This is a genomic window from Shewanella gelidimarina (assembly GCF_023283945.1).
GTDB lineage: Bacteria > Pseudomonadota > Gammaproteobacteria > Enterobacterales > Shewanellaceae > Shewanella > Shewanella gelidimarina.
The window spans coordinates 155,411-174,198 of the sequence record NZ_JAKIKW010000008.1 but is presented as its reverse complement, the minus strand read 5'-3'; the positions used below and the strand labels follow the sequence as shown (position 1 = coordinate 174,198).

The 18,788-nt window shown below is 41.9% G+C and carries 21 protein-coding genes; 10 read left to right on the top strand and 11 right to left on the bottom strand.

Annotated elements, in window-relative coordinates; all coding sequences use genetic code 11:
* Nucleotides 1-147: 147 nt before the first annotated feature.
* Nucleotides 148-774, bottom strand: a complete 627-nt coding sequence (locus tag L2729_RS09445) for a LysE/ArgO family amino acid transporter (RefSeq protein ID WP_248988051.1) — start codon at nt 772-774, stop codon at nt 148-150.
* Nucleotides 775-895: 121 nt separating this feature from the next.
* Here L2729_RS09445 and L2729_RS09440 point away from each other — a divergent pair, with 121 nt between their 5' ends.
* Nucleotides 896-1,798, top strand: coding sequence for a LysR family transcriptional regulator ArgP (locus tag L2729_RS09440; protein ID WP_248988050.1), 903 nt, complete (start codon nt 896-898; stop codon nt 1,796-1,798).
* A gap of 46 nt (nt 1,799-1,844) precedes the next feature.
* Here the strand turns inward: L2729_RS09440 and L2729_RS09435 are convergent, their stop codons facing one another.
* Nucleotides 1,845-2,939, bottom strand: coding sequence for an AI-2E family transporter (locus L2729_RS09435; protein WP_248988049.1), 1,095 nt, complete (start codon nt 2,937-2,939; stop codon nt 1,845-1,847).
* 94 nt (nt 2,940-3,033) lie between these two features.
* Nucleotides 3,034-3,249: a sulfurtransferase TusA family protein gene (locus L2729_RS09430; RefSeq protein ID WP_101090967.1), complete on the bottom strand. Its 216-nt coding sequence runs from the start codon at nt 3,247-3,249 to the stop codon at nt 3,034-3,036.
* Between the two features lie 111 nt (nt 3,250-3,360).
* Between L2729_RS09430 and bepA the strand changes: the two genes are divergently transcribed.
* From bepA to L2729_RS09405, 5 genes are all read left to right on the top strand, one after another.
* Nucleotides 3,361-4,821 carry a beta-barrel assembly-enhancing protease gene (gene bepA / locus L2729_RS09425; protein WP_248988048.1) on the top strand — a complete coding sequence of 487 codons (1,461 nt, stop codon included), beginning with the start codon at nt 3,361-3,363 and terminating at the stop codon, nt 4,819-4,821.
* A gap of 73 nt (nt 4,822-4,894) precedes the next feature.
* The gene (arsC, locus tag L2729_RS09420) at nt 4,895-5,245 is read left to right on the top strand and encodes an arsenate reductase (glutaredoxin) (RefSeq protein ID WP_248988056.1); all 351 of its coding nucleotides are present in this window, start codon (nt 4,895-4,897) and stop codon (nt 5,243-5,245) included.
* A gap of 12 nt (nt 5,246-5,257) precedes the next feature.
* Nucleotides 5,258-5,629, top strand: a complete 372-nt coding sequence (locus L2729_RS09415) for a DUF2069 domain-containing protein (RefSeq protein WP_248988047.1) — start codon at nt 5,258-5,260, stop codon at nt 5,627-5,629.
* Nucleotides 5,630-5,877: 248 nt separating this feature from the next.
* A complete protein-coding gene (locus tag L2729_RS09410) occupies nt 5,878-6,093 on the top strand; it encodes a hypothetical protein (protein WP_248988046.1) in 216 nt (71 codons plus the stop codon).
* Nucleotides 6,074-6,508, top strand: coding sequence for a hypothetical protein (locus L2729_RS09405; protein WP_248988045.1), 435 nt, complete (start codon nt 6,074-6,076; stop codon nt 6,506-6,508). The genes L2729_RS09410 and L2729_RS09405 overlap by 20 nt, the downstream gene beginning before the upstream one ends.
* 138 nt (nt 6,509-6,646) lie before the next feature.
* Here the strand turns inward: L2729_RS09405 and hda are convergent, their stop codons facing one another.
* Both hda and L2729_RS09395 read right to left on the bottom strand, forming a co-directional pair.
* A complete protein-coding gene (hda, locus tag L2729_RS09400) occupies nt 6,647-7,357 on the bottom strand; it encodes a DnaA inactivator Hda (RefSeq protein WP_248988044.1) in 711 nt (236 codons plus the stop codon).
* 71 nt (nt 7,358-7,428) lie between these two features.
* The gene (locus L2729_RS09395; RefSeq protein ID WP_248988043.1) at nt 7,429-8,541 is read right to left on the bottom strand and encodes a DUF2066 domain-containing protein; all 1,113 of its coding nucleotides are present in this window, start codon (nt 8,539-8,541) and stop codon (nt 7,429-7,431) included.
* Between the two features lie 175 nt (nt 8,542-8,716).
* Between L2729_RS09395 and L2729_RS09390 the strand changes: the two genes are divergently transcribed.
* Nucleotides 8,717-9,970 (top strand): uracil-xanthine permease family protein, encoded by a 1,254-nt coding sequence (locus L2729_RS09390; protein ID WP_248988042.1) that lies wholly within the window; start codon nt 8,717-8,719, stop codon nt 9,968-9,970.
* A 91-nt stretch (nt 9,971-10,061) separates the two neighbouring features.
* On the opposite strand, the gene grxD is transcribed toward L2729_RS09390, so the two are convergent.
* Nucleotides 10,062-10,409: a Grx4 family monothiol glutaredoxin gene (gene grxD, locus L2729_RS09385; protein ID WP_101090975.1), complete on the bottom strand. Its 348-nt coding sequence runs from the start codon at nt 10,407-10,409 to the stop codon at nt 10,062-10,064.
* Nucleotides 10,410-10,634: 225 nt separating this feature from the next.
* Here grxD and sodB point away from each other — a divergent pair, with 225 nt between their 5' ends.
* Nucleotides 10,635-11,219, top strand: a complete 585-nt coding sequence (sodB, locus tag L2729_RS09380; RefSeq protein WP_248988041.1) for a superoxide dismutase [Fe] — start codon at nt 10,635-10,637, stop codon at nt 11,217-11,219.
* 420 nt (nt 11,220-11,639) lie between these two features.
* On the opposite strand, the gene L2729_RS09375 is transcribed toward sodB, so the two are convergent.
* The 3 genes from L2729_RS09375 to L2729_RS09365 are packed head-to-tail and all read right to left on the bottom strand — an operon-like array spanning nt 11,640 to nt 14,535.
* On the bottom strand, nt 11,640-12,188 hold the full coding sequence (locus L2729_RS09375) for a BsuPI-related putative proteinase inhibitor (RefSeq protein ID WP_248988040.1): 549 nt from the start codon (nt 12,186-12,188) through the stop codon (nt 11,640-11,642).
* The gene (locus L2729_RS09370; protein WP_248988039.1) at nt 12,188-14,005 is read right to left on the bottom strand and encodes an AsmA family protein; all 1,818 of its coding nucleotides are present in this window, start codon (nt 14,003-14,005) and stop codon (nt 12,188-12,190) included. Before L2729_RS09370 ends, L2729_RS09375 begins: the two co-directional genes overlap by 1 nt.
* A 32-nt stretch (nt 14,006-14,037) precedes the next feature.
* A complete protein-coding gene (locus tag L2729_RS09365) occupies nt 14,038-14,535 on the bottom strand; it encodes a putative 4-hydroxy-4-methyl-2-oxoglutarate aldolase (RefSeq protein WP_248988038.1) in 498 nt (165 codons plus the stop codon).
* A 188-nt stretch (nt 14,536-14,723) separates the two neighbouring features.
* On the opposite strand from L2729_RS09365, the gene L2729_RS09360 reads away from it, so the two are divergent.
* Nucleotides 14,724-15,041: a hypothetical protein gene (locus L2729_RS09360; protein ID WP_248988037.1), complete on the top strand. Its 318-nt coding sequence runs from the start codon at nt 14,724-14,726 to the stop codon at nt 15,039-15,041.
* A gap of 343 nt (nt 15,042-15,384) precedes the next feature.
* Here L2729_RS09360 and msrQ read toward each other — a convergent pair whose 3' ends face one another.
* Nucleotides 15,385-16,044 (bottom strand): protein-methionine-sulfoxide reductase heme-binding subunit MsrQ, encoded by a 660-nt coding sequence (gene msrQ, locus L2729_RS09355; protein WP_248988036.1) that lies wholly within the window; start codon nt 16,042-16,044, stop codon nt 15,385-15,387.
* Nucleotides 16,045-16,056: 12 nt separating this feature from the next.
* Nucleotides 16,057-17,079, bottom strand: coding sequence for a protein-methionine-sulfoxide reductase catalytic subunit MsrP (gene msrP, locus L2729_RS09350; RefSeq protein WP_248988035.1), 1,023 nt, complete (start codon nt 17,077-17,079; stop codon nt 16,057-16,059).
* A 214-nt stretch (nt 17,080-17,293) separates the two neighbouring features.
* On the opposite strand from msrP, the gene rmuC reads away from it, so the two are divergent.
* The gene (gene rmuC, locus L2729_RS09345; protein ID WP_248988034.1) at nt 17,294-18,787 is read left to right on the top strand and encodes a DNA recombination protein RmuC; all 1,494 of its coding nucleotides are present in this window, start codon (nt 17,294-17,296) and stop codon (nt 18,785-18,787) included.
* Nucleotide 18,788: the final 1 nt, after the last annotated feature.

Here is an 18,788-nt window from a genome sequence, read left to right as displayed (position 1 = left end):
GCTTGAGATACGTCCATAAAAAATCCGAATGTAAGGAATACATTCGGATTTTCGCATGCTGAGAAGATCGGTCAACCGATCAAATATTGACTAACTGATCGGCATTAGAGCCTTTGGGCTCCTTTTTTATTTTAGACTCTGTAGACATTACCCTAAGAGCTGTTTTAAATACGGGTAAAGCAGTGCGAATGCGATAGACCACATCGTTAAGCAGATAAATCTATCTAGATAACACCACGCTTTCGGCTTTTTGAACACAGGGCTTAAGTATCTTGCGCCAATGCTCAAGCTAAAGAACCACAAAAATGAGGCCAGTACTGCGCCAGCACCAAACCACTGCTTTGCACTACCTTCAAACTGCACGCTTATGCTTCCCAATAACACAACAGTATCAAGATACAGATGCGGATTAAGCAAACTTATCGCAAGTGTGGTTAATACCGCTTTTTTCAAACTGTCTGTTGCATGGTGATCTTCATCCACCATGTTGTTTTCACTAAAAGAGGATTTAAGAGCGCTATAGCCATAGATCAGCAAAAAAATGGCCCCGCCAAAACTGGCTATATCTTTTATTAGCGGAAAAGCCAAAATGAGATGACCTAAGCCTGCGACCCCCGCCGTAATCATTATCGCATCAATCACGGAACACAAGGCTGCAATAGGCAGTGAATGAGCTTTCCTTAGCCCTTGCTTTAAAACGAAAGCATTTTGCGCGCCGACAGCCATAATGAGGCTGCCACCGATCCCCATTCCTTGAATGAAAGCTGTTTGCATGAGTTTACCTTGGTAAATATACGATGATTTGAGGCGCAGAATATTCGCCAAACAAAAATAAGTACAACTAATTTTATTTATGTATCATAAGTAAAACTTATACAAACACCTTGGAGCATCTATGTTTGATTACGCCCACCTAAAAGCCCTGTCGATTGTCGTATCACGAGGTGGCTTTGATAAGGCGGCAAAGCTGCTATTTATTAGCCAATCAGCCGTATCACAACGGATAAAACAACTGGAAGATAAAGTCGGTCAAGCGCTTGTTGTTCGCGCGTCCCCGGTTTACGCCACCGATATGGGTAAACGATTGCTCAGGCATTACGCTCAAGTTCAATTGCTAGAAAGTGAGCTTCGTAGCGAGATGAATGTTGACGACCCGTCCTTGCCGACCATCGTCCGTATCGCGGTTAATGCAGATAGTTTAGCGACATGGTTTTTGCCCGCACTCACCGAAGTTTTTAAACGGCATAAGTGGCTATTGGAGTTAGTGGTCGATGATGAGGCTTACACACATCATCTATTGAAAAGTGGCGACGCGGTAGGATGTGTGACCACCAGCCAATCACCTATGGCGGGTTGTAGCAGTGAGTTTCTTGGCCACATGGAATATATTTGTGTCGCGACACCCGAGTTTATAGGCCTTTACTTTAATGACTTAATAGACAAACCTCAGTCAATACTACTGGCACCTGCCGTCGTATTCTCCACTAAAGATAAACTGCATGATAAATTTCTTAGCTTCTATTTTGATATTAGCGAATGCAGTAGTCGAGAGCATAAAATCCCCTCTTCGGAAAGTTTCTTAGAGGCAATAAAAATGGGGCTAGGCTATGGATTAGTGGCTCATTTACAGGCCAAACCCTTGCTCGACAGTGGCCAACTGGTAGAAGTATTTCCGGCTAAACGGATGCAAGTGCCGCTCTATTGGCAACATTGGAACATTAAAGCGAAGCAAACAACCATTGTTTATCGTTCATTAGCCGCGACGGCTCGTCATCTGCTGATCAATCCTAACGAATAAAAAAAGGGGCATTAAGCCCCTTTCCGTTGATTTAACTACTCAAAGCCTATTTTACTTCGGGCAATGATTCGTCGCTATTGGTCAGTAGTGGCTCATGCACTGGCCAGGCATTAATCACCGCTTTGACCAGTGATGCCAGCGGGATTGCAAAAAAGACGCCCCACACTCCCCACATCCCGCCAAATACCAGTACAGCTGCAATGATAAATACAGGATGTAAATCCACCGCGTCAGAAAACAGTAGCGGCACGAGTACATTACCGTCTAAGGCTTGGATTATTCCATAGCCAATCATCAGATAACCAAATTCAGAGCTTATACCCCATTGGAAAAAAGCCACCAATGCGATAGGTAAAGTCACCAGTGTTGCCCCCACATAAGGGATAAGCACTGACAAGCCAGTGAGCACGCCTAACAACGCTGCATACCTCAGATCCATAACGGCAAAAAAGGCATAGCTCACAACACCGATAATCACAATTTCGATCACTTTACCGCGAATATAATTAAAAATTTGTTGATGCATCTCATTCCAAACCTTACGGGCTAAATCTCGGTTTGAAGGAAAAAACCGTTTGCTACCGCGGATCAGTTGATCTTTATCTTTCAAAAAGAAAAACACCAATAATGGCACCAAAATCACATACACCATCAGTACTAAGAGCGATGCTGAGTAACCTAACAACTGCTTACCAATATCTAACAGGTGCTGGGTATCTAGCATTTTTTTCAGCTCTGCAACCATGGTATCTAACTGCGTCGGATTGACAAATTGTGGGTACTGATTAATGTATTGCTGCGCTGTCTGCAGCCCTTTATCAATCATATTAGGCAGGTCACCAATTAAGCTGACACCTTGACGCCAAAGGCTTGGGATCAAGCCAAAACTTATCAGCAGCATTAAACCGATAAACAAAATTAATACCAGCGACGCTGCGGGTGTGCGGTTGATCCCAATCCGCGCCATTTGAGCAACGGGCCATTCCAATAAAAATGCCAAGACTAGCGCAACGAGTAAAGGCGCGAGTAAGCCACCAGCAACATAAATAGCTAGCGCGATGCCAACAAGAATAAAGACTAAAGTAACGGCTTGTGGATCACTAAAACGTTCTTTATACCAACGACTCAAAATGGTTAACATTTATATTCCCTAATCCAGCAAAAATACACTCGGTACTGCTGCCGCTAAAAATGATGTTTTACACTTACAGATGTAAAACAGTTTAAAAGTCACTTTACTTAGTGATCTCAAGTGCCAAAATACACTCATCGTGTTTGAAAGTTTGGTGATGATAACCAACTTTTTTTAAAAAGCGGGGAACATCTTGCTTAGACCCAGGGTCTGATAACAATACCCTTAATTTTTGTCCCGGGTTAAGCTGCTTTAAAGCCAATTTAACTTTGACTAATGGCAACGGACAGCGAAAGGCAGTTAAATCAATAATAATCATAATGAACTTGCTATAAACAATCTAAGGCTATTATCCTAATAAGCAGCGCAAACCACAAGTATGCATTGTGGCCTTACAACAAGAAAAGCATAGCCCAAATTAAGGATCCGCTTGAGTAAATTAACTTTTTCAAAATCAGTTATTGCAGGGACGTTGGCATTTATCTTAAGTACCACTACAGCGGTTACCTACGCTAACAACGATCTGCCTGATTTAGGTACTGCCGCAGTTAACACCTTCAGTTTAGAGAAAGAAACTGTATATGGTGATGCGTATATGCGTGTTATCAGGGCTTCAGCCCCAATGCTCAATGACCCCGTGCTTAACCAGTACCTAACAGAACTGGGCAATAAGCTGGTAGCGCATGCAAGCGGGGTGAAAACACCTTTCTATTTTTTCTTACTGCGTAATGATGAAATTAATGCTTTTGCCTTTTTTGGTGGCCATGTTGGCGTACACACTGGCTTGTTTCTCAATGCTGATACCGAAAGCGAACTTGCTTCAGTGCTTGGCCACGAAATCACTCACGTCACCCAGCGGCACTTAGCTCGCTCGCTTGAAGCTCAGGATAAAAGCTCGACTGCCACTATAGTAGGGATGTTAGGGGCGATATTATTAACCATAGCCTCACCTCAAGCTGGTATGGCTGCCCTTGCAACAACCCAAGCGTTAGCAACTCAAGCAAAAATTAACTTCACCCGTTTGCATGAAAAAGAAGCTGATAGAATCGGCATGCAAATTTTAGTTGATGCCGGTTTTGATCCCAATGGCGCTGCCAATTTTTTTGGTAAACTTGCAACCCGCTATCGATTCACCACCAAGCCACCACAAATGTTGCTGACTCACCCTTTACCAGAGTCACGGATCTCAGAAGCCAGAATTAGAGCACAGCAATACCCGTTAAGGCATATCCCAGATAATTTGAACTTTCAGCTAGCAAAGGCACGAATTCAAGTTCGATTTTCTGGCTACAGTGAAGCTGCAGTGCTATCGATATTCGAAAAACAGTTAAAACATAACCGTTATAGTTTTAAAAGTGCGGCTGAATATGGCAAAGCACTCGCACTCTTTAGAATGGATAAATTTGACGAATCGGAAGAGATGATTGACGAATTGTTGAAAAGTGCCCCTAACAATCTGTTTTTCATTGATACGAAAACCGATCTATTGACTCAAAAAGGTGATTTTAAAGGCGCTATAGCCTTACTGCTTAAAGAGCAACAAATCAAACCGACCTCTAATGTGGTTAATACCAATTTAGCCAATGTTTACATAGAAGATGACCAAACCGAAAAGGCGATCCCATTACTCGAAGACCTTATCTTTCTTGACAAGCAAGATCAGCTTGCCTATTTACTCTTGTATCAGGCTTATAGAAAAAACGGCAACAAGGCGATGGAATATTATGTTAAAGCAGAATCTTTAGCGCTAGCCGCCGATTATAAAACAGCAATCGATCAACTGAACTTTGCCTATAAACAATCCAAAGATAATCCATTGCAGCTTGCGCGAATTGAAGCCAGAATAAGACAATTTAGACAAGCAGACAGAGCAATGGAAGCCTTGCAGTAACCACTGTTTATTGTGACTCACATCACTAATTACAGTATGATGTCGGCAATTTTAAAATAAGAATAAAATGACTATGACAAGTGTAAGTATTATCCACAACCCTAGGTGCTCAAAAAGCAGACAAACGCTGGCTTTATTGGAAGAGCAAGGCTGTGATATTCAAGTCATTGACTACTTGAAAACACCTCTCTCGGCAGATGAAATCACCAGCATACAAACCAAGCTTGGCGTAAGTCCTAGACAAATGATGCGAGTAAAAGAGGATGAATACAAACAGCAAAATTTATCTGACGAAAGTTTAACAGATGCACAGCTAATTCAAGCAATGGTCGACACTCCCAAGTTAATTGAACGACCCATTGTATTAGCCAATAATAAAGCGGCCATTGGTCGTCCCCCTGAAAATGTATTAGCAATTTTATAAGCGAGCACGCAAATGGAGTCATCTACCCTCTTTACACTTTGCCGCGCTGGATATGTCATTTTAGTTATATTGCTTGGCAGCTGGTTTATCCAACAAGGTATGTCAGGCGAATATTCAATGTTATTTAGTCTGCTATGGTTAGTGCCGTTGCTACTCCCTCTGAAAGGGATCTTGACGGGCAAGCCATACACCTACGCCTGGGCAAGCTTTATACTTTGTTTATATATGCTGCACGCCCTAACCTTACTTTATGTTACAGATACCCGTTTTATGTTTGCTCTGACTGAATCTCTCCTTATCGGCGCACTGTTAATTGGTTTTCCTTTTTACGCTAGAATTCGTGGTCGCGAATTGGGCCTTGGTCTTAAAAAGAAGAAAAAATAACACGGTTCCCTAAAGGCTGGTTTGCGCCAGCCTTGGCTCTTTACTTCATTTAAAAGCCTTTTCTACCTCACAATAGCAGCCACGATCAGTCAACTCTGAGCCAAAAAACTCGGCGAAAAATGCCAATCGCGCCCATTACGCTTTTCAATCGGCACCTGAATCCGGTGCAACATATCATTAAAGTCTAGCCATAGCCCAATATTGGCTTTTACGGCGTAAACCAGTGGCAGCTATCAATTTGAACTAACATGACTAGGACAAAGCAACTCACACACGCTAATGACTTATTCCCTCGCAGTATTCGTTCAAACTTTCAAGGGCCAACACTGCTATTCGATTATCAACAGCGAGATAGTCAGCAACAGCTCATCGCTGATCAATTATCAGCCACATATCCGTTAAGCCGCGAGATAATGGCGAACCTAGCCGATATGAGTTTCAGAGGTGAAACCTGCCAATTATAACCAAACGGCTTACAGTCCAAGTGATATAACCAGCTTTTTCTCAACCGATACCGCCACCGATTACTATGCCTATTCCACCCGTAGGGAAGATGCGCCGATGTTATTTGAAGAAGCCATGATGAGTTATCGACTTTCAATACTACGAGACGTTGCAGTGACTGACAGCCCTGAAGTGACCACAGCTGAGACTATTAGTGTTGACTGGGGACAAAGAGGGATAGTCGGTGATAATGCCCTGCAGCCACGCGCTGCATTCGTTATTGAGCAAATATTGCCAGAGCTGGATAGTGTTGGCTTGGTGAGTCGTTTACCGCAGCCAATTCTTATGAATCAAGGAGATAGCTGCTCTAAAATTTATCGATTTCACAAGCAGTATCTAACTCAGACAATCGCGTATCACACCAAGTTGAAGTGACTGCGCCAGCACTGACTTTAAGGGGCAAGCGACACTTCTTACACGAAGAGTAGCTCAGTAGCGACTGCTGTCCAAGTTGCAAAAAGCCCAGCAAACGCTGGGCTTTTTATCTTTAATATTTTGACTCAATGACAACGATTAAAGACGTAACATCTCTTTTATAAAAGGAATGGTCAGTTTACGTTGGTGAACCAATGATGCTTTATCTAGACGGTCTAACACATCAAACAAGGTTCTTAAGTCTCTGGCTAATCGATTCAGCAAAAAACGACCGACATCGTCAGTCAGCTGTAATCCGCGCATCGCGGCGCGACGCTGCAGCGCTGCTAGCTTTTCATCATCAGCCATAGGCTGTAGTTGGTAATTAAGACCCCACTGCATACGTGAGATGAGATCGGGTAACGAAAAGCCGGTATCTCCCGGTGAAACACTGGCACTTAATATCAATGAACAGGTTTTTTGTTCAGATATTCGATTGTAAAGATCGAAAATAGCTTCTTCCCAAACGGGATGACCTGCGATCGCATTGACATCATCAATACAGACTAAATCAATCTTTTCCAAACCTTCTAACAATGCAGGAGAGATACTGGCATGGATCCCTAATGGGATATAAAAACTACTGCGTCCGAGCTCGTTAGCATGGGCACACGCTGCATGCATTAAATGAGTGCGACCAGACTTCTCTGGGCCCCAGAGAAAAACAGCACCTTCAGCTAAGCCTTCGGCACAGGCTTGCAAACTCTGTATGAGTTGATCATTTCCAGCTGCAGGATAATAACTGTTAAAGGTTTCATCGTCTGGTAGATGAACGGGTAATGATAATTGTAACGGTGAGTTTGATTTCACTCAGGAGTATCTCGACAACGCAGTATTCAGTTTAGGTGCACATGCTACCATGTGCACCTCCTAATTGGGAGCTATTGACCTTTCCAATAGTAGATCTGTGTCTGTTTCTCGACGTTAGTCATTGTTTCAAAGCCTGCATATTCCACTTCATCAGCAGTAATACTGCTGATGACTTCAATTCGCGGATCTAGCTTCATCAGGCGGTGTAGGTCATCTTCATTACCAAATAGTGCGACGTTAAACTCAACGGTCATGCCTTCAATACGCGCAACGCTTACTGTTTTGATGGCGCTTAACTGATTGAGGTATTTTTCTATTTCAACCAATTGTTTCATTTGACTGACATCGGTAAACGCAACTTTAGCAGTCAACTTTTCACCTGAGTCTGCTATCGCATATTGACCTACGTAATACTCACTCGCCGCTGCTGTTATCGCCGTTACAGCCTGTTCTACCGTCGATACTTCACCATTAGCACTGATTAAGGGGGTGAGTTGACTCGCGTCATCAGCACGCTCTCTTGGATAAAGTGCCATTTGGTAACGTAATACAGCCCCTTGCGGTTCTATGGTCGCCATAATGAAATAGTTTGATTGATACCTCAATGACGCGTTGGCGACATTATCAGTAAACTGACCACGAATATCGTTGACACCCACCTGCATAGCATCATCTAAATCCATTAAAGGAAACACTAAAGGCACACCGCGATTAGCCGACTGCTTATTGAACGCATTTCGTGTCGCCGACAAAGAGGCATCACTTAAAATACTTTTATCAGCTTCAACTTCTTCAACAAGCCACACTAAGGTTGATGGACGTTGTCTTCCCCAAACAGGCAAACCTGCTTGGCGTAATAGACGAATCAAACGTTTATGGTCGAAGTTAACTTGGATGAATAACTCACCGTCTAACTCTTGATAGCCATACTGGGTCATCAGTGAACTCGCACTGGCTAACTGCTTAACGACATCCGGATGAGATAAAGCACTCTGGGTACCTGTATTTTTAAGCACAACTTCCTTGAAAGCCTGTTTAATCGCTTGGCTTCTCAAGTTATTGGCTCTTGATTCAACAGCCACGAGGCTTTCATCAAGCTTACTCACTTCGGCGGCGGTAACAAGGGAAGGAATACTCGCGAATAGCGCAAATATCATCAAGTAACGACAAATAGATCTCAGCATACTTAGGCTTCAAAAACGACACGATTATTCAATATTGTACCACAGTCGCTGAGATTAGGAATTTTTATCAACAAGGCATTAATGTAATAAGATCAGTGTAGTTTGAGCTAAATCGCTTTATATTTTGCTGCATAAAGATATGATTGATAAGTTTATTTAAAATCAGAGAATAATAATGAAAAACCTTACACAGCCTTTGCAGGGGGCACAAATGTTGTTTGTCGCCTTTGGTGCGCTAGTATTGATGCCTTTATTGACAGGCTTAGATACCAATGTTGCATTATTTACTGCGGGGATCGGCACCTTAATCTTTCAATTAATCACCAAGCGTCAAATCCCGATCTTCTTAGCATCTTCTTTCGCCTTTATTGCACCCATTATGTATGGCGTGCAAACATGGGGGATCCCGTCAACCATGGGTGGACTGATGGCCGCCGGCATGGTGTATGTGTTATTAGCCACCGTTGTCAAAGTTCGCGGCCCAGGCTTTATTAAACGCTTATTACCTCCAGTCGTTGTTGGTCCGGTTATTATCGTTATCGGATTGGGCTTAGCGCCTGTTGCGGTCAATATGGCCATCGGTAAAACAGGCGATGGAAGCTTAGTATTAATAGAACAAAATACGGCATTAATCATCTCTTTGGCCTCATTGTTTACTACCATCGCGGTGGCAATATTTGCTAAAGGCATGTTGAAGTTAATGCCCATTTTGGCAGGTATCTCTGTTGGCTATGGCTTAAGCTTGGCATTTGGTATCGTAGATTTCTCAGCCGTGACCAACGCAAGCTGGATTGCCATGCCTAACTTTGTGGCTCCAGAATTTAACTGGCATGCCATCCTCTTTATGATCCCTGTAGCGATAGCACCCGCGGTAGAGCACATTGGTGATATTCTAGCGATATCCAACGTCACAGGAAAAGATTTCATCAAGAAACCAGGCTTACACAGAACACTCGCGGGTGATGGCTTTGCGACCATAGCCTCTTCTGCATTCGGTGGTCCACCAAACACCACTTATTCTGAAGTGACTGGCGCTGTAACCCTGACGAAAGCCTTTAATCCCGTGATCATGACATGGACTGCCATTACCGCCATTACTCTGGCCTTTGTCGGTAAATTGGGCGCGTTGATGCAAACTATCCCCGTCCCAGTGATGGGCGGTATTATGTGCTTACTATTCGGCTCAATCGCAGCAGTAGGGCTTAATTCCTTAATCAAAAATAATGTTGATATGAATGAACCGCGTAACTTAAGTATCGTGGGTGTGACCTTGGTTTTTGGTATTGGGGGGATGGCCTTTGGTATCGGTTCATTTAGCCTTACCGGGATCAGTTTATGCGGTATCGTAGCGATATTAATGAATCTTGTGCTTCCAGATAATGCAGCAGCGCATAGCAAAATCATCAGTGAAGACATTGATCAGATTTAGGTCACTGAGTTTGCATTCTTCATAAGACCCCATCAATAAAAAAGCCCTGAATATCTAAAATATTCAGGGCTTTTCTTTAACAAACTGAAGATTAGCTACTCGCTTGCTCATCTTCCGTTTTATGTTTTGCAGCCGTTTCCTTGATAAGGGTCTGTAACTCACCCTTTTGGAACATTTCAGTAAGGATATCGCACCCACCGATCAGCTCGCCTTCAATCCACAATTGTGGGAAAGTCGGCCAGTTAGCGTATTTAGGCAGTTCGCTACGAATATCTGGGTGCAGAAGAATATCAACGAATGCAAATTGCGCTTCACAATTAATCATGATCTGCGCGACTTGAGAAGAAAAACCACAGCTCGGTAACTTTGGTGAGCCTTTCATGTAAACGATAATTGGATTCTCAGCTATTTGCTGCTTGATTTTCTCAACTGTTTCCATTTTTATTTCCTGAGTTATACAACATTGCAATTTAGCTATTGTACGCCAGTATAGTACAGAACAAAAACCTACTTTTAGTAAGGACAATTGCTAATAGATATAATCGATTGAGGTAATCGACCAATTCGAATAAACAATGATACACTTCACAAGTTTATTAGGTAAAATGTCTCGCAGTGAGCAAGAACGCATAAAACAACAATCTAGAGTTAACGGAGAAAACTAATGGCTTTCGAATTACCAGCATTACCTTACGCAAAAAACGCACTTGAGCCGCATATCTCAGAAGAAACAATCAACTATCATTACGGTAAGCATCACAACACTTACGTTGTAAAGCTTAACGGCCTAGTTGAAGGAACTGACCTTGAACAGAAGAGCCTAGAAGAGATCATCAAGACCTCTACTGGTGGTATCTTCAACAACGCAGCTCAAATCTGGAATCACACTTTTTACTGGAACTGCCTCTCACCAAATGGTGGCGGAGAAGCAACTGGACCAGTAGCTGACGCTATTGTTGCAGCTTTTGGTTCTTTTGAAGCATTTAAAGCACAGTTTACAGATTCTGCAGTTAACAACTTCGGTAGCGCTTGGACTTGGTTAGTGAAGAAAGCTGATGGTACTGTTGCAATCGTTAATACGAGCAATGCAGCGACTCCACTGACTGATGGAACTGTAACGCCAATCATGACTGTTGATGTTTGGGAACATGCTTACTATATCGATTACCGCAATGTTCGCCCTGATTACATGGCTCACTTCTGGCAGCTAATTAACTGGGAATTTGTTAACGCAAACTTCGCTGGTTAATAGCAAGTCTATTTCAACGTAGTCCTTGTTGAAAATGAACTTAAATACAAAATCCGAGCTCTATCAGAGGTCGGATTTTTTTATACCTGTAGGTGCTACCTACCAGACCTTAATCGTGCACTTTTTTGCTGTGCTAAACCTATAGCGGCAGCTTATAAGCTGTGAATGATGAAGGCTAGTTATACCTCGACTTAACACCGCAATTTAAAAACACGATTTAAAAACAGTCTTCAAGTGTCGTTCGGGTGAGAATGTTGGTGAACTGCATTCAATAAACACTGCGTTTGCTGACGTTATAAAACGAATGCGATAGCCACTAAGGTGTGTCATGGTGCTAAAACAAAAATGCCGATAAGCAAAGCGTATCGGCATTTTTATTCAGGGCAAATAATTCAATCGCCCCTCTTAACTTTACTTACGTTAAAACTTATACAGTACCGGTGCCATTGCTGGGGTTGTAGATTCAGTTGCTTGCCCTGAAAATATTGCCTGTAAGTAATAACCCTTTTCTATAGCGGATGCCACATCAGCAGCAATGTTAAATTTTACGTTTTGCGTTTTACCCGCTGCCATCACCGTTTCACGTAACGCTTGAGTAAACATCATCTCATTAGACCAAGCCCATACTTTTTTGCCTGCTGAATTAAACAGCCATAGGTCAGCTGTCATTCCTGAACGAAACATCAGTGGCACACCATGTGATTGATTATTGGTGTATTGCAACGTTACTTTCATTGCACTACCTGCAACGCGATCTACCATCAACTTGCCATCAAACAAGCTTTTGGCGATAAGCTTAGCCTTCATATCATCACTCTTAGCTATTGGAGTAATAATCGCTGGCGACACCTTGGCATTACTCTCTGCTTTTGTCATCTCAGCAACCTCTATCGAACTTTGACTCGTCGCGCCCTGCGAGCAGCCCAAAGCACTTAATACCACTAAACCTAATCCTGCTTTATATAACATCAAAATCCTCCGAATTTTTTAAATAAGCTGTCTTTCAGCTTATTGGTTTCATCTTTTAGCTGTGAATCAAACAAGGCTTTAGTATCTAACGAAAATTTAGGTTCTGACATTGTGCCGCTTATTGCAAATGGGATCTCAACACCGTATAGCGCATCGCGTTCATTGCCTCCTTGCCCTTCCAGCGAGCCAACGACCGACGTGGTCAGTCTGTAATCTAAAGCCTCATTGATGACATTCGCGGTCCCCGCTCCCGTAAGACGTATGAGTGGGGACGCCATATGAAGGTCAGGATTTGAAACAACCCCATTGGCGACCTTAAAAGACCCCGTCATACTGGTAAAGTCTGTCTTTTGTTCTGTTGAGTCACTTGGTGACATATCACCGCCAAGTTTGGCTTTTGCATCGCGGATCATTTGTGGAATATTGACACCATGAATAGCGCCATCGGCAATTTCAAATTTGCCATTGGCCAGTAAGTTCTTTTTCAAATTATCAGGGAGTAAACTCCTACCCTTGCCTACAACATTGAAGTTAGCCGTACCATCGAGCATATCGACTTCAGCTGCATCCACTAATAATGCACGAATATCGACGCCACTCAAGCGCTTGTCAAACTGGTACTGTGCCACTTTATTTCGGCCATCGAGTTTTGCCGACGCCTTTATCGTCCCGCCATATAAATCGGCTGATAACTGGTTGATATTAGCAACACCTTGCTTCATGACCATTTTAAATACCCAGTTTTGAGTTTTTAAATTGGCTACTTTTACTGATTTAACATTAACGTTGATATCTAAGTTAACCGTTTTCATTGCCGTTAAATCCGGTTCAACTGCAGCCGCATTTGATGAACTGGTTTGTTTTTGAGTTGCAGCGCCCTCCTCTTGTTTTGGCAATAATCGATCGATATCAATATCTCCAATATCAAGTTTGGCGACTACAGTGGGGACTTTAGCGCCATAGGCAATATCGACTTTACCTGATGCATTAATATCAGCGGCACTGAAACTGGCTAACACTAAGCTCATTGTTTGCTTATCTAGCGCCATTTCAAGCGACGTATTGACGTCAGCTTTTAAAGAACCGTTTGGAATACTGTTACCAGTGATAAGATTTGTCACCACAAAGTCGTTAATCGTCACATGTTGTAGATCTTGGGACACTCTAATTTGACCTTCACCACTGCTGTCTAGATTAAGATCGGGTAATGACGCGGATAACTCATATTGCAATGTCGCAAACTTATCTAGCTGAAAACGCCCTAGCGTTAATGACTTGAGTGACAATACTTGTGTCGTGTTTGTTTGATGGTCAAAATTACTGATTTTGGTATTGGTGATTGAAATACCGCCAATATCTAATTTTGATAACGTTGCATTTGATGCCGCACCGTCACTGGTCTGTGGTTGAGCGTTATCGCTAGCCTGCCCAGTAAGCCCATCAAAACTGGTTCTACCGTCTTTTTGAGTTTCTAACGCCAATGTCAATCCATCTAAGTTTAGCTGGGAGATCTCTACCTCTTTCTTTAGCAAAGGCATTAAGGCCACTTCCGCGACGACTTCATTGATTGAAACCATGGCTGCATTTTCAAACCCTTCTGGATTTGAAAGTGTGATCCCCCCAAGCTTGATCCCTAAACTAGGAAAGAAGGTCCACGATAGATCACTGCTTATTGCCAAATTACGACCGGTTTTATCTTTAACCACATCGACAATTTGAGGTTTAAAATCATTTGGGTCAAAAATTAAGGTGATATATAACACCAACGCTGCAACTAAACCTAAGATTGCTACAAAAAACCATTTTAAAAATTTCATGACAGATTCCATCTGAATAAAAAAAGCGATTACTATAAATTTAGCACGGATAAATCTAAAGCTTGATGAGATATTGCGATCCCGTTGAGATCAGCATATACAAATGAATGTGGAGAAATAATGACACCGTATATTTCTACCGCGATATTAATCTCCCCAAGCCCTTTCTTAACTGTTTTTACAGGGTTAACCCCAATGGCTTGTATGCCAATATCCATGGTCTTAAGCGCAGCCACATCTCGAACACAGCCAAAAATCACAATACCTTGCCAATCATTCAGTTCGGCATTTTTTGCGATCATATCGCCTAGTAGCGCACTGTCGGTTACCCCTTGCCCATCAACAACAAGCACCTTACCTTTACCATTTTTCGATAACACCTCTTTTACTAATGAGTTATCTTTAAAGCATTTAACGGTGACGACTTCACCCCAAAAACAATCTTGTTTACCGAAAGACTTAAACATAGGGGGAAGCAGCGACAAACGTTCAGCATATGAATCAAATAAATCAGGTAATAGATCTAGCATCAGCGGTTCCTTGCTTTAAAAGCGGTAAATCATATTAACTAGACTGACAGGTCATTAAGCTAAACCCAAGTAAATAGTTGTCCTTTTATACTAAAAATGACGTTTTTCCTTTTACAGATATAGATTACAAACTATAATCTTTAGCAATGTCTACTTTTAGACGCGAATCTTGTTAACCTCGGACTCCTATGAAAGAAAATCTTGATTTAGAAAATGCCATCGCAGCTTTAGACCAGTACGGTTATGATAAAAAAACCAGCAGCGATCTTGAGCAAGCTCGTAATAAGCCACAAATGCTAAAATATATTGATTCGCTTGATTTTAATTTACGACGTTTACTTATTTTACAAGAGGCTGTGAGTGAACTTGTCGATAATGAAAAAAAAATACTTGCTCAACAAGAAAGCATTCAAACATATAAAACAAAAATAATTAATCTTTCTCGTCAATTCAATATATCTTACGATGACGTCATTCAAATCATGAGACAACAGGAAAGCGCATAAGAATAGCCCGCGTGATTTTCTATTCCTTAATTATTGTGATGTTATAGAAGCACAACAATATGCATTTCAAGCCTCAGCTATTAGTTAAATAATTACTCCATTAAACAATCGTAAAGTGCCTACGGATGGGCGCCAGCGAGACATCTCACTACAAAAAAATCCTTATATAGAGTCAACACCCAATAAAACCAGTGTTAACCGATGGCATAATATTTCGCCACGCTCAGCGATGAACAATAGTTAAATCAGTGTATCTTCAACAGATTAATAGCGTTACGTCTTATTCATGCCTATAAAAAAGGCCAGACATTTATCAATGCCCAGCCTTCTTACAATTGAAACATTAAGATTCAGGATTTATTTCTCTGCCTTTGAATTTACTTTTAACAGATAACTGTTTCCACCAACGTGATGCTTTCAATCTTATTCCTAGCAGTAAACCCACCATTATAAAATAGAGTATCGGTTCAATAATCTCAGATTTTACCGACCAATAAAAATGTATTGGAATAAGTAACGCGATTAGGTAAATGGCATTATGCAGCTTTTGCCAGCGTCTCCCCATTTTTCGCATAACGGCTTTAAACGAAGTGAACGCCAGCGCCGCTAGCAGTAAATAAGCTGCTGCTCCCACTAGAATGTATGGTCGCTTTAGCACTTCTTCAAAAAATAGTCCCCACGCAAACAATAAGTCTAGGCTGAAAAAAGCCAATATATGCAGGCTTGCGTAGGCAAATACATAAAGGCCCACAAGCCGCCTTGTTTGCAATAACATTCCTTGCTTAAACTTTCTTGCAATAGGCGATATCAACAAGGTCGCAATCAATGCATTGAGGGCACCAACCCCCGTGTAGTGGATAATGTATTGCACTGGGTCGCCGCCAGCCTTGTCATTGAATACCAATAACACCAAATAGATAATAGGTAACAATCCGATACAGTGCATTAAGCCTTTAAGCCAAAACAGCGAGCGAGAGGTTAATCTAAATTGTTTATTCTTCATCAAACCCTCTCATTAAAAGTTTCTTTTTAGGTCTAGTCCTTCATATAAACCAGACACTAGATCACCATAACCGTTAAAAGGAAGTGTGGGGATCCTTTTCGCTGAAAACAGTCCACCTTCTGCAATGCGCCTTTCTGACGCTTGTGACCAACGAGGATGATCCACTTCTGGATTCACATTCGCATAAAAACCGTATTCACTTGCGGCCAAGAGATTCCAAGAAGATTTAGGTTTGTTATCTGTCACACGAATTCGTACGATAGATTTAATGCTTTTAAAGCCATATTTCCAAGGCACAACTAATCTGATTGGCGCTCCGTTCTGTGGCGGCAACGTTTTACCATACAAGCCCACAGACATAAATGTAAGATCGGTCATCGCCTCCGCTAATGTAAGACCTTCAACATAGGGATAGTTTATTCCACCACCGCTATAACGATTCTTTTGTCCTGGCATTTGTTCAGGGTCATACAATGTTTCAAACGCGACGTGGGTTGCATTGCTTTTAACACCGGCCTTTTTTAATAGATTGGCCAATGAAAAACCTACCCACGGGATCACCATTGACCATGCCTCAACACATCTAAAGTTGTAGATCCGCTCCTCTAACGGAAACATCTTTAAAATGTCGTCATAATCCAATGTCAAAGGGGTATCAACTTCACCCTCAATCACTAACTGCCAAGGATTAACCTTTAATTCCTGCGCATTTTCGACGGGATCCGTCTTACTGGTACCAAACTCATAGAAATTGTTATGTGATATCACCTTATTTTCAGGTGTTAGCTCACCATAAAGCAGATGATCGTATTCAGTCTGTTTCGCATGTGGTAGTGCCACCCGCGCAAATGCTGCTTTTTCCTCTTCGCTAGAAAACAGATCAAATACTCCCGCATTAGCCTGTGAAGATAGCAAAGCTCCGGCACCAACAAACCCCATCTGCTTAAGAATACGTCTTCTGTCATGGTAAACCTCTTCAGGTGTTACATCACAATCTTTAAATTTATCCCATGCAGCTTTCTTAATTATATTCATTGGCCGCTATCCTCTAGATCCGTCAAATTAAAACACTTAAATAATCAGACCGCGCTATTGTGTAAAAGATTTCGTAACGGTTAAAACATTACATTTCATTAACAGCTGATTACGTCTGCAGCACTCATCTTATACTTGATGTACTTAAGCTTGCAGTGTTTAAAGCAGCATGCCACTCTACGGTTTTCATCAACCATGTTAAGAGCCTTCTCACATGCCTTTAAATATCGCTTTCTCTACTCCTGAGATTATCATCATAATCGCAATCGCGTTTCTTTCTATTTTAATCGGGGCTCTTTTTAACCAACGTAAAACGCGCATTAAATGGGAATACGTTCGTAAACAGCTAACAGATGACATTGAACTGACAAAAGTTGAACTCAATTCAGAGATTTTAGAACTAAAACAATCATTAAATCAAAAAGATGACCAATTAAGTCATTTGCAAGAAAAATTAGAATATCGCATAGAGCAACTGGGTAAGGCACAAGCACAAGCAGAAAGAGCCCCAGAGCTTGAGCAAGCGTTAAGCGATAATCAGCGCAAGCAAATGGAAACCCAACTAGCCCTGTCTAAATCCAATGCTATGCAACAAACCATCACGGCACGCTATGATGCGGAGCAGCAAGCACTTAACGACAAAATTCAATTACTAGAAGATACTGAAATTAGGCTTAATGCCCAATTTGAAAACCTCGCCACTAAAATATTTGAAGCGAGAAGCGAGAAACTGCAAACTCAGAACAATCAGCAGCTCGACAGCGTGCTAGCGCCCTTCAAACAACAGCTTGAAGGGTTCAGAGTCCAAGTACAAACCTCTTATGCCCATGAACAAAGCCAGCGCAGCGCTTTGAAACATCAATTAGATTCTTTAACTGAACTCAACCTAAAAATGAGCCAAGACGCTATTAACCTTACCAAAGCGTTAAAGGGCGATAACAAGCAACAGGGTAACTGGGGTGAGGTTATTTTAGAGCGAGTATTACAAGAAAGCGGGCTACGCGAAGGACATGAGTATGACACTCAAGCAGAGCTAAAAAACGACGATGGCAAACGCTTTAAGCCCGATGTCATTGTGCACCTGCCTGAGAATAAAGACGTTGTTATCGACGCGAAAATGTCATTGCTTGCTTATGAGCGCTATTTTAACAGTGACGATGATGTCGTGCGTGCTCAAGCTATTAAAGAACACATTGTATCGGTTAGAGCTCATATTAAGGGATTAAGCCACAAGGATTATCAAAAGCTACACGGCTTAACGAGCTTAGATTATGTATTGATGTTTATTCCGCTGGAACCTGCATTTTTACTCGCGTTAGAGCATGATCCAAGTTTAGTTAATTACGCGCTTGATAGTAATATCATGCTGGTGAGTCCTACCAATTTATTAGTGGCACTTAGAACCATCCATAATATTTGGCGTTACGAGTATCAAAATCAAAATGCGCAGTTGATAGCAAAGCAAGCAGGGAAAATTTACGACAAGCTATGTGGGTTCCTAGAAGACATGGAAAAAATCGGTCGCTCTCTGGAATCTGCTGATAAAAATTATAACAATGCCATGAACAAACTCGCATCTGGCAAAGGTAACGTTATACGTCAAGCTCACCAAATGCAGCTACTCGGAGTCGAAACCAGTAAAAAAGTCGATACCCAGTTGCTTGATAAAGCGCTAAGCTTATCTCAAGATGAAATCATCTCGCAATAAA

What these genes read in the sequence shown, in the direction of transcription:
- grxD (WP_101090975.1), bottom strand. Translation starts at nt 10,409, where the DNA reads ATGGAAACAGTTGAGAAAATCAAGCAGCAAATAGCTGAGAATCCAATT.
- msrQ (WP_248988036.1), bottom strand. Translation starts at nt 16,044, where the DNA reads ATGAAGAATAAACAATTTAGATTAACCTCTCGCTCGCTGTTTTGGCTT.
- L2729_RS09365 (WP_248988038.1), bottom strand. Translation starts at nt 14,535, where the DNA reads ATGCTAGATCTATTACCTGATTTATTTGATTCATATGCTGAACGTTTG.
- L2729_RS09415 (WP_248988047.1), top strand. Translation starts at nt 5,258, where the DNA reads ATGGAGTCATCTACCCTCTTTACACTTTGCCGCGCTGGATATGTCATT.
- L2729_RS09430 (WP_101090967.1), bottom strand. Translation starts at nt 3,249, where the DNA reads ATGATTATTATTGATTTAACTGCCTTTCGCTGTCCGTTGCCATTAGTC.
- L2729_RS09445 (WP_248988051.1), bottom strand. Translation starts at nt 774, where the DNA reads ATGCAAACAGCTTTCATTCAAGGAATGGGGATCGGTGGCAGCCTCATT.
- arsC (WP_248988056.1), top strand. Translation starts at nt 4,895, where the DNA reads ATGACAAGTGTAAGTATTATCCACAACCCTAGGTGCTCAAAAAGCAGA.
- L2729_RS09390 (WP_248988042.1), top strand. Translation starts at nt 8,717, where the DNA reads ATGAAAAACCTTACACAGCCTTTGCAGGGGGCACAAATGTTGTTTGTC.
- L2729_RS09370 (WP_248988039.1), bottom strand. Translation starts at nt 14,005, where the DNA reads ATGAAATTTTTAAAATGGTTTTTTGTAGCAATCTTAGGTTTAGTTGCA.
- rmuC (WP_248988034.1), top strand. Translation starts at nt 17,294, where the DNA reads ATGCCTTTAAATATCGCTTTCTCTACTCCTGAGATTATCATCATAATC.
- sodB (WP_248988041.1), top strand. Translation starts at nt 10,635, where the DNA reads ATGGCTTTCGAATTACCAGCATTACCTTACGCAAAAAACGCACTTGAG.
- L2729_RS09360 (WP_248988037.1), top strand. Translation starts at nt 14,724, where the DNA reads ATGAAAGAAAATCTTGATTTAGAAAATGCCATCGCAGCTTTAGACCAG.
- L2729_RS09440 (WP_248988050.1), top strand. Translation starts at nt 896, where the DNA reads ATGTTTGATTACGCCCACCTAAAAGCCCTGTCGATTGTCGTATCACGA.
- L2729_RS09435 (WP_248988049.1), bottom strand. Translation starts at nt 2,939, where the DNA reads ATGTTAACCATTTTGAGTCGTTGGTATAAAGAACGTTTTAGTGATCCA.
- L2729_RS09395 (WP_248988043.1), bottom strand. Translation starts at nt 8,541, where the DNA reads ATGCTGAGATCTATTTGTCGTTACTTGATGATATTTGCGCTATTCGCG.
- L2729_RS09410 (WP_248988046.1), top strand. Translation starts at nt 5,878, where the DNA reads ATGACTAGGACAAAGCAACTCACACACGCTAATGACTTATTCCCTCGC.
- L2729_RS09375 (WP_248988040.1), bottom strand. Translation starts at nt 12,188, where the DNA reads ATGTTATATAAAGCAGGATTAGGTTTAGTGGTATTAAGTGCTTTGGGC.
- msrP (WP_248988035.1), bottom strand. Translation starts at nt 17,079, where the DNA reads ATGAATATAATTAAGAAAGCTGCATGGGATAAATTTAAAGATTGTGAT.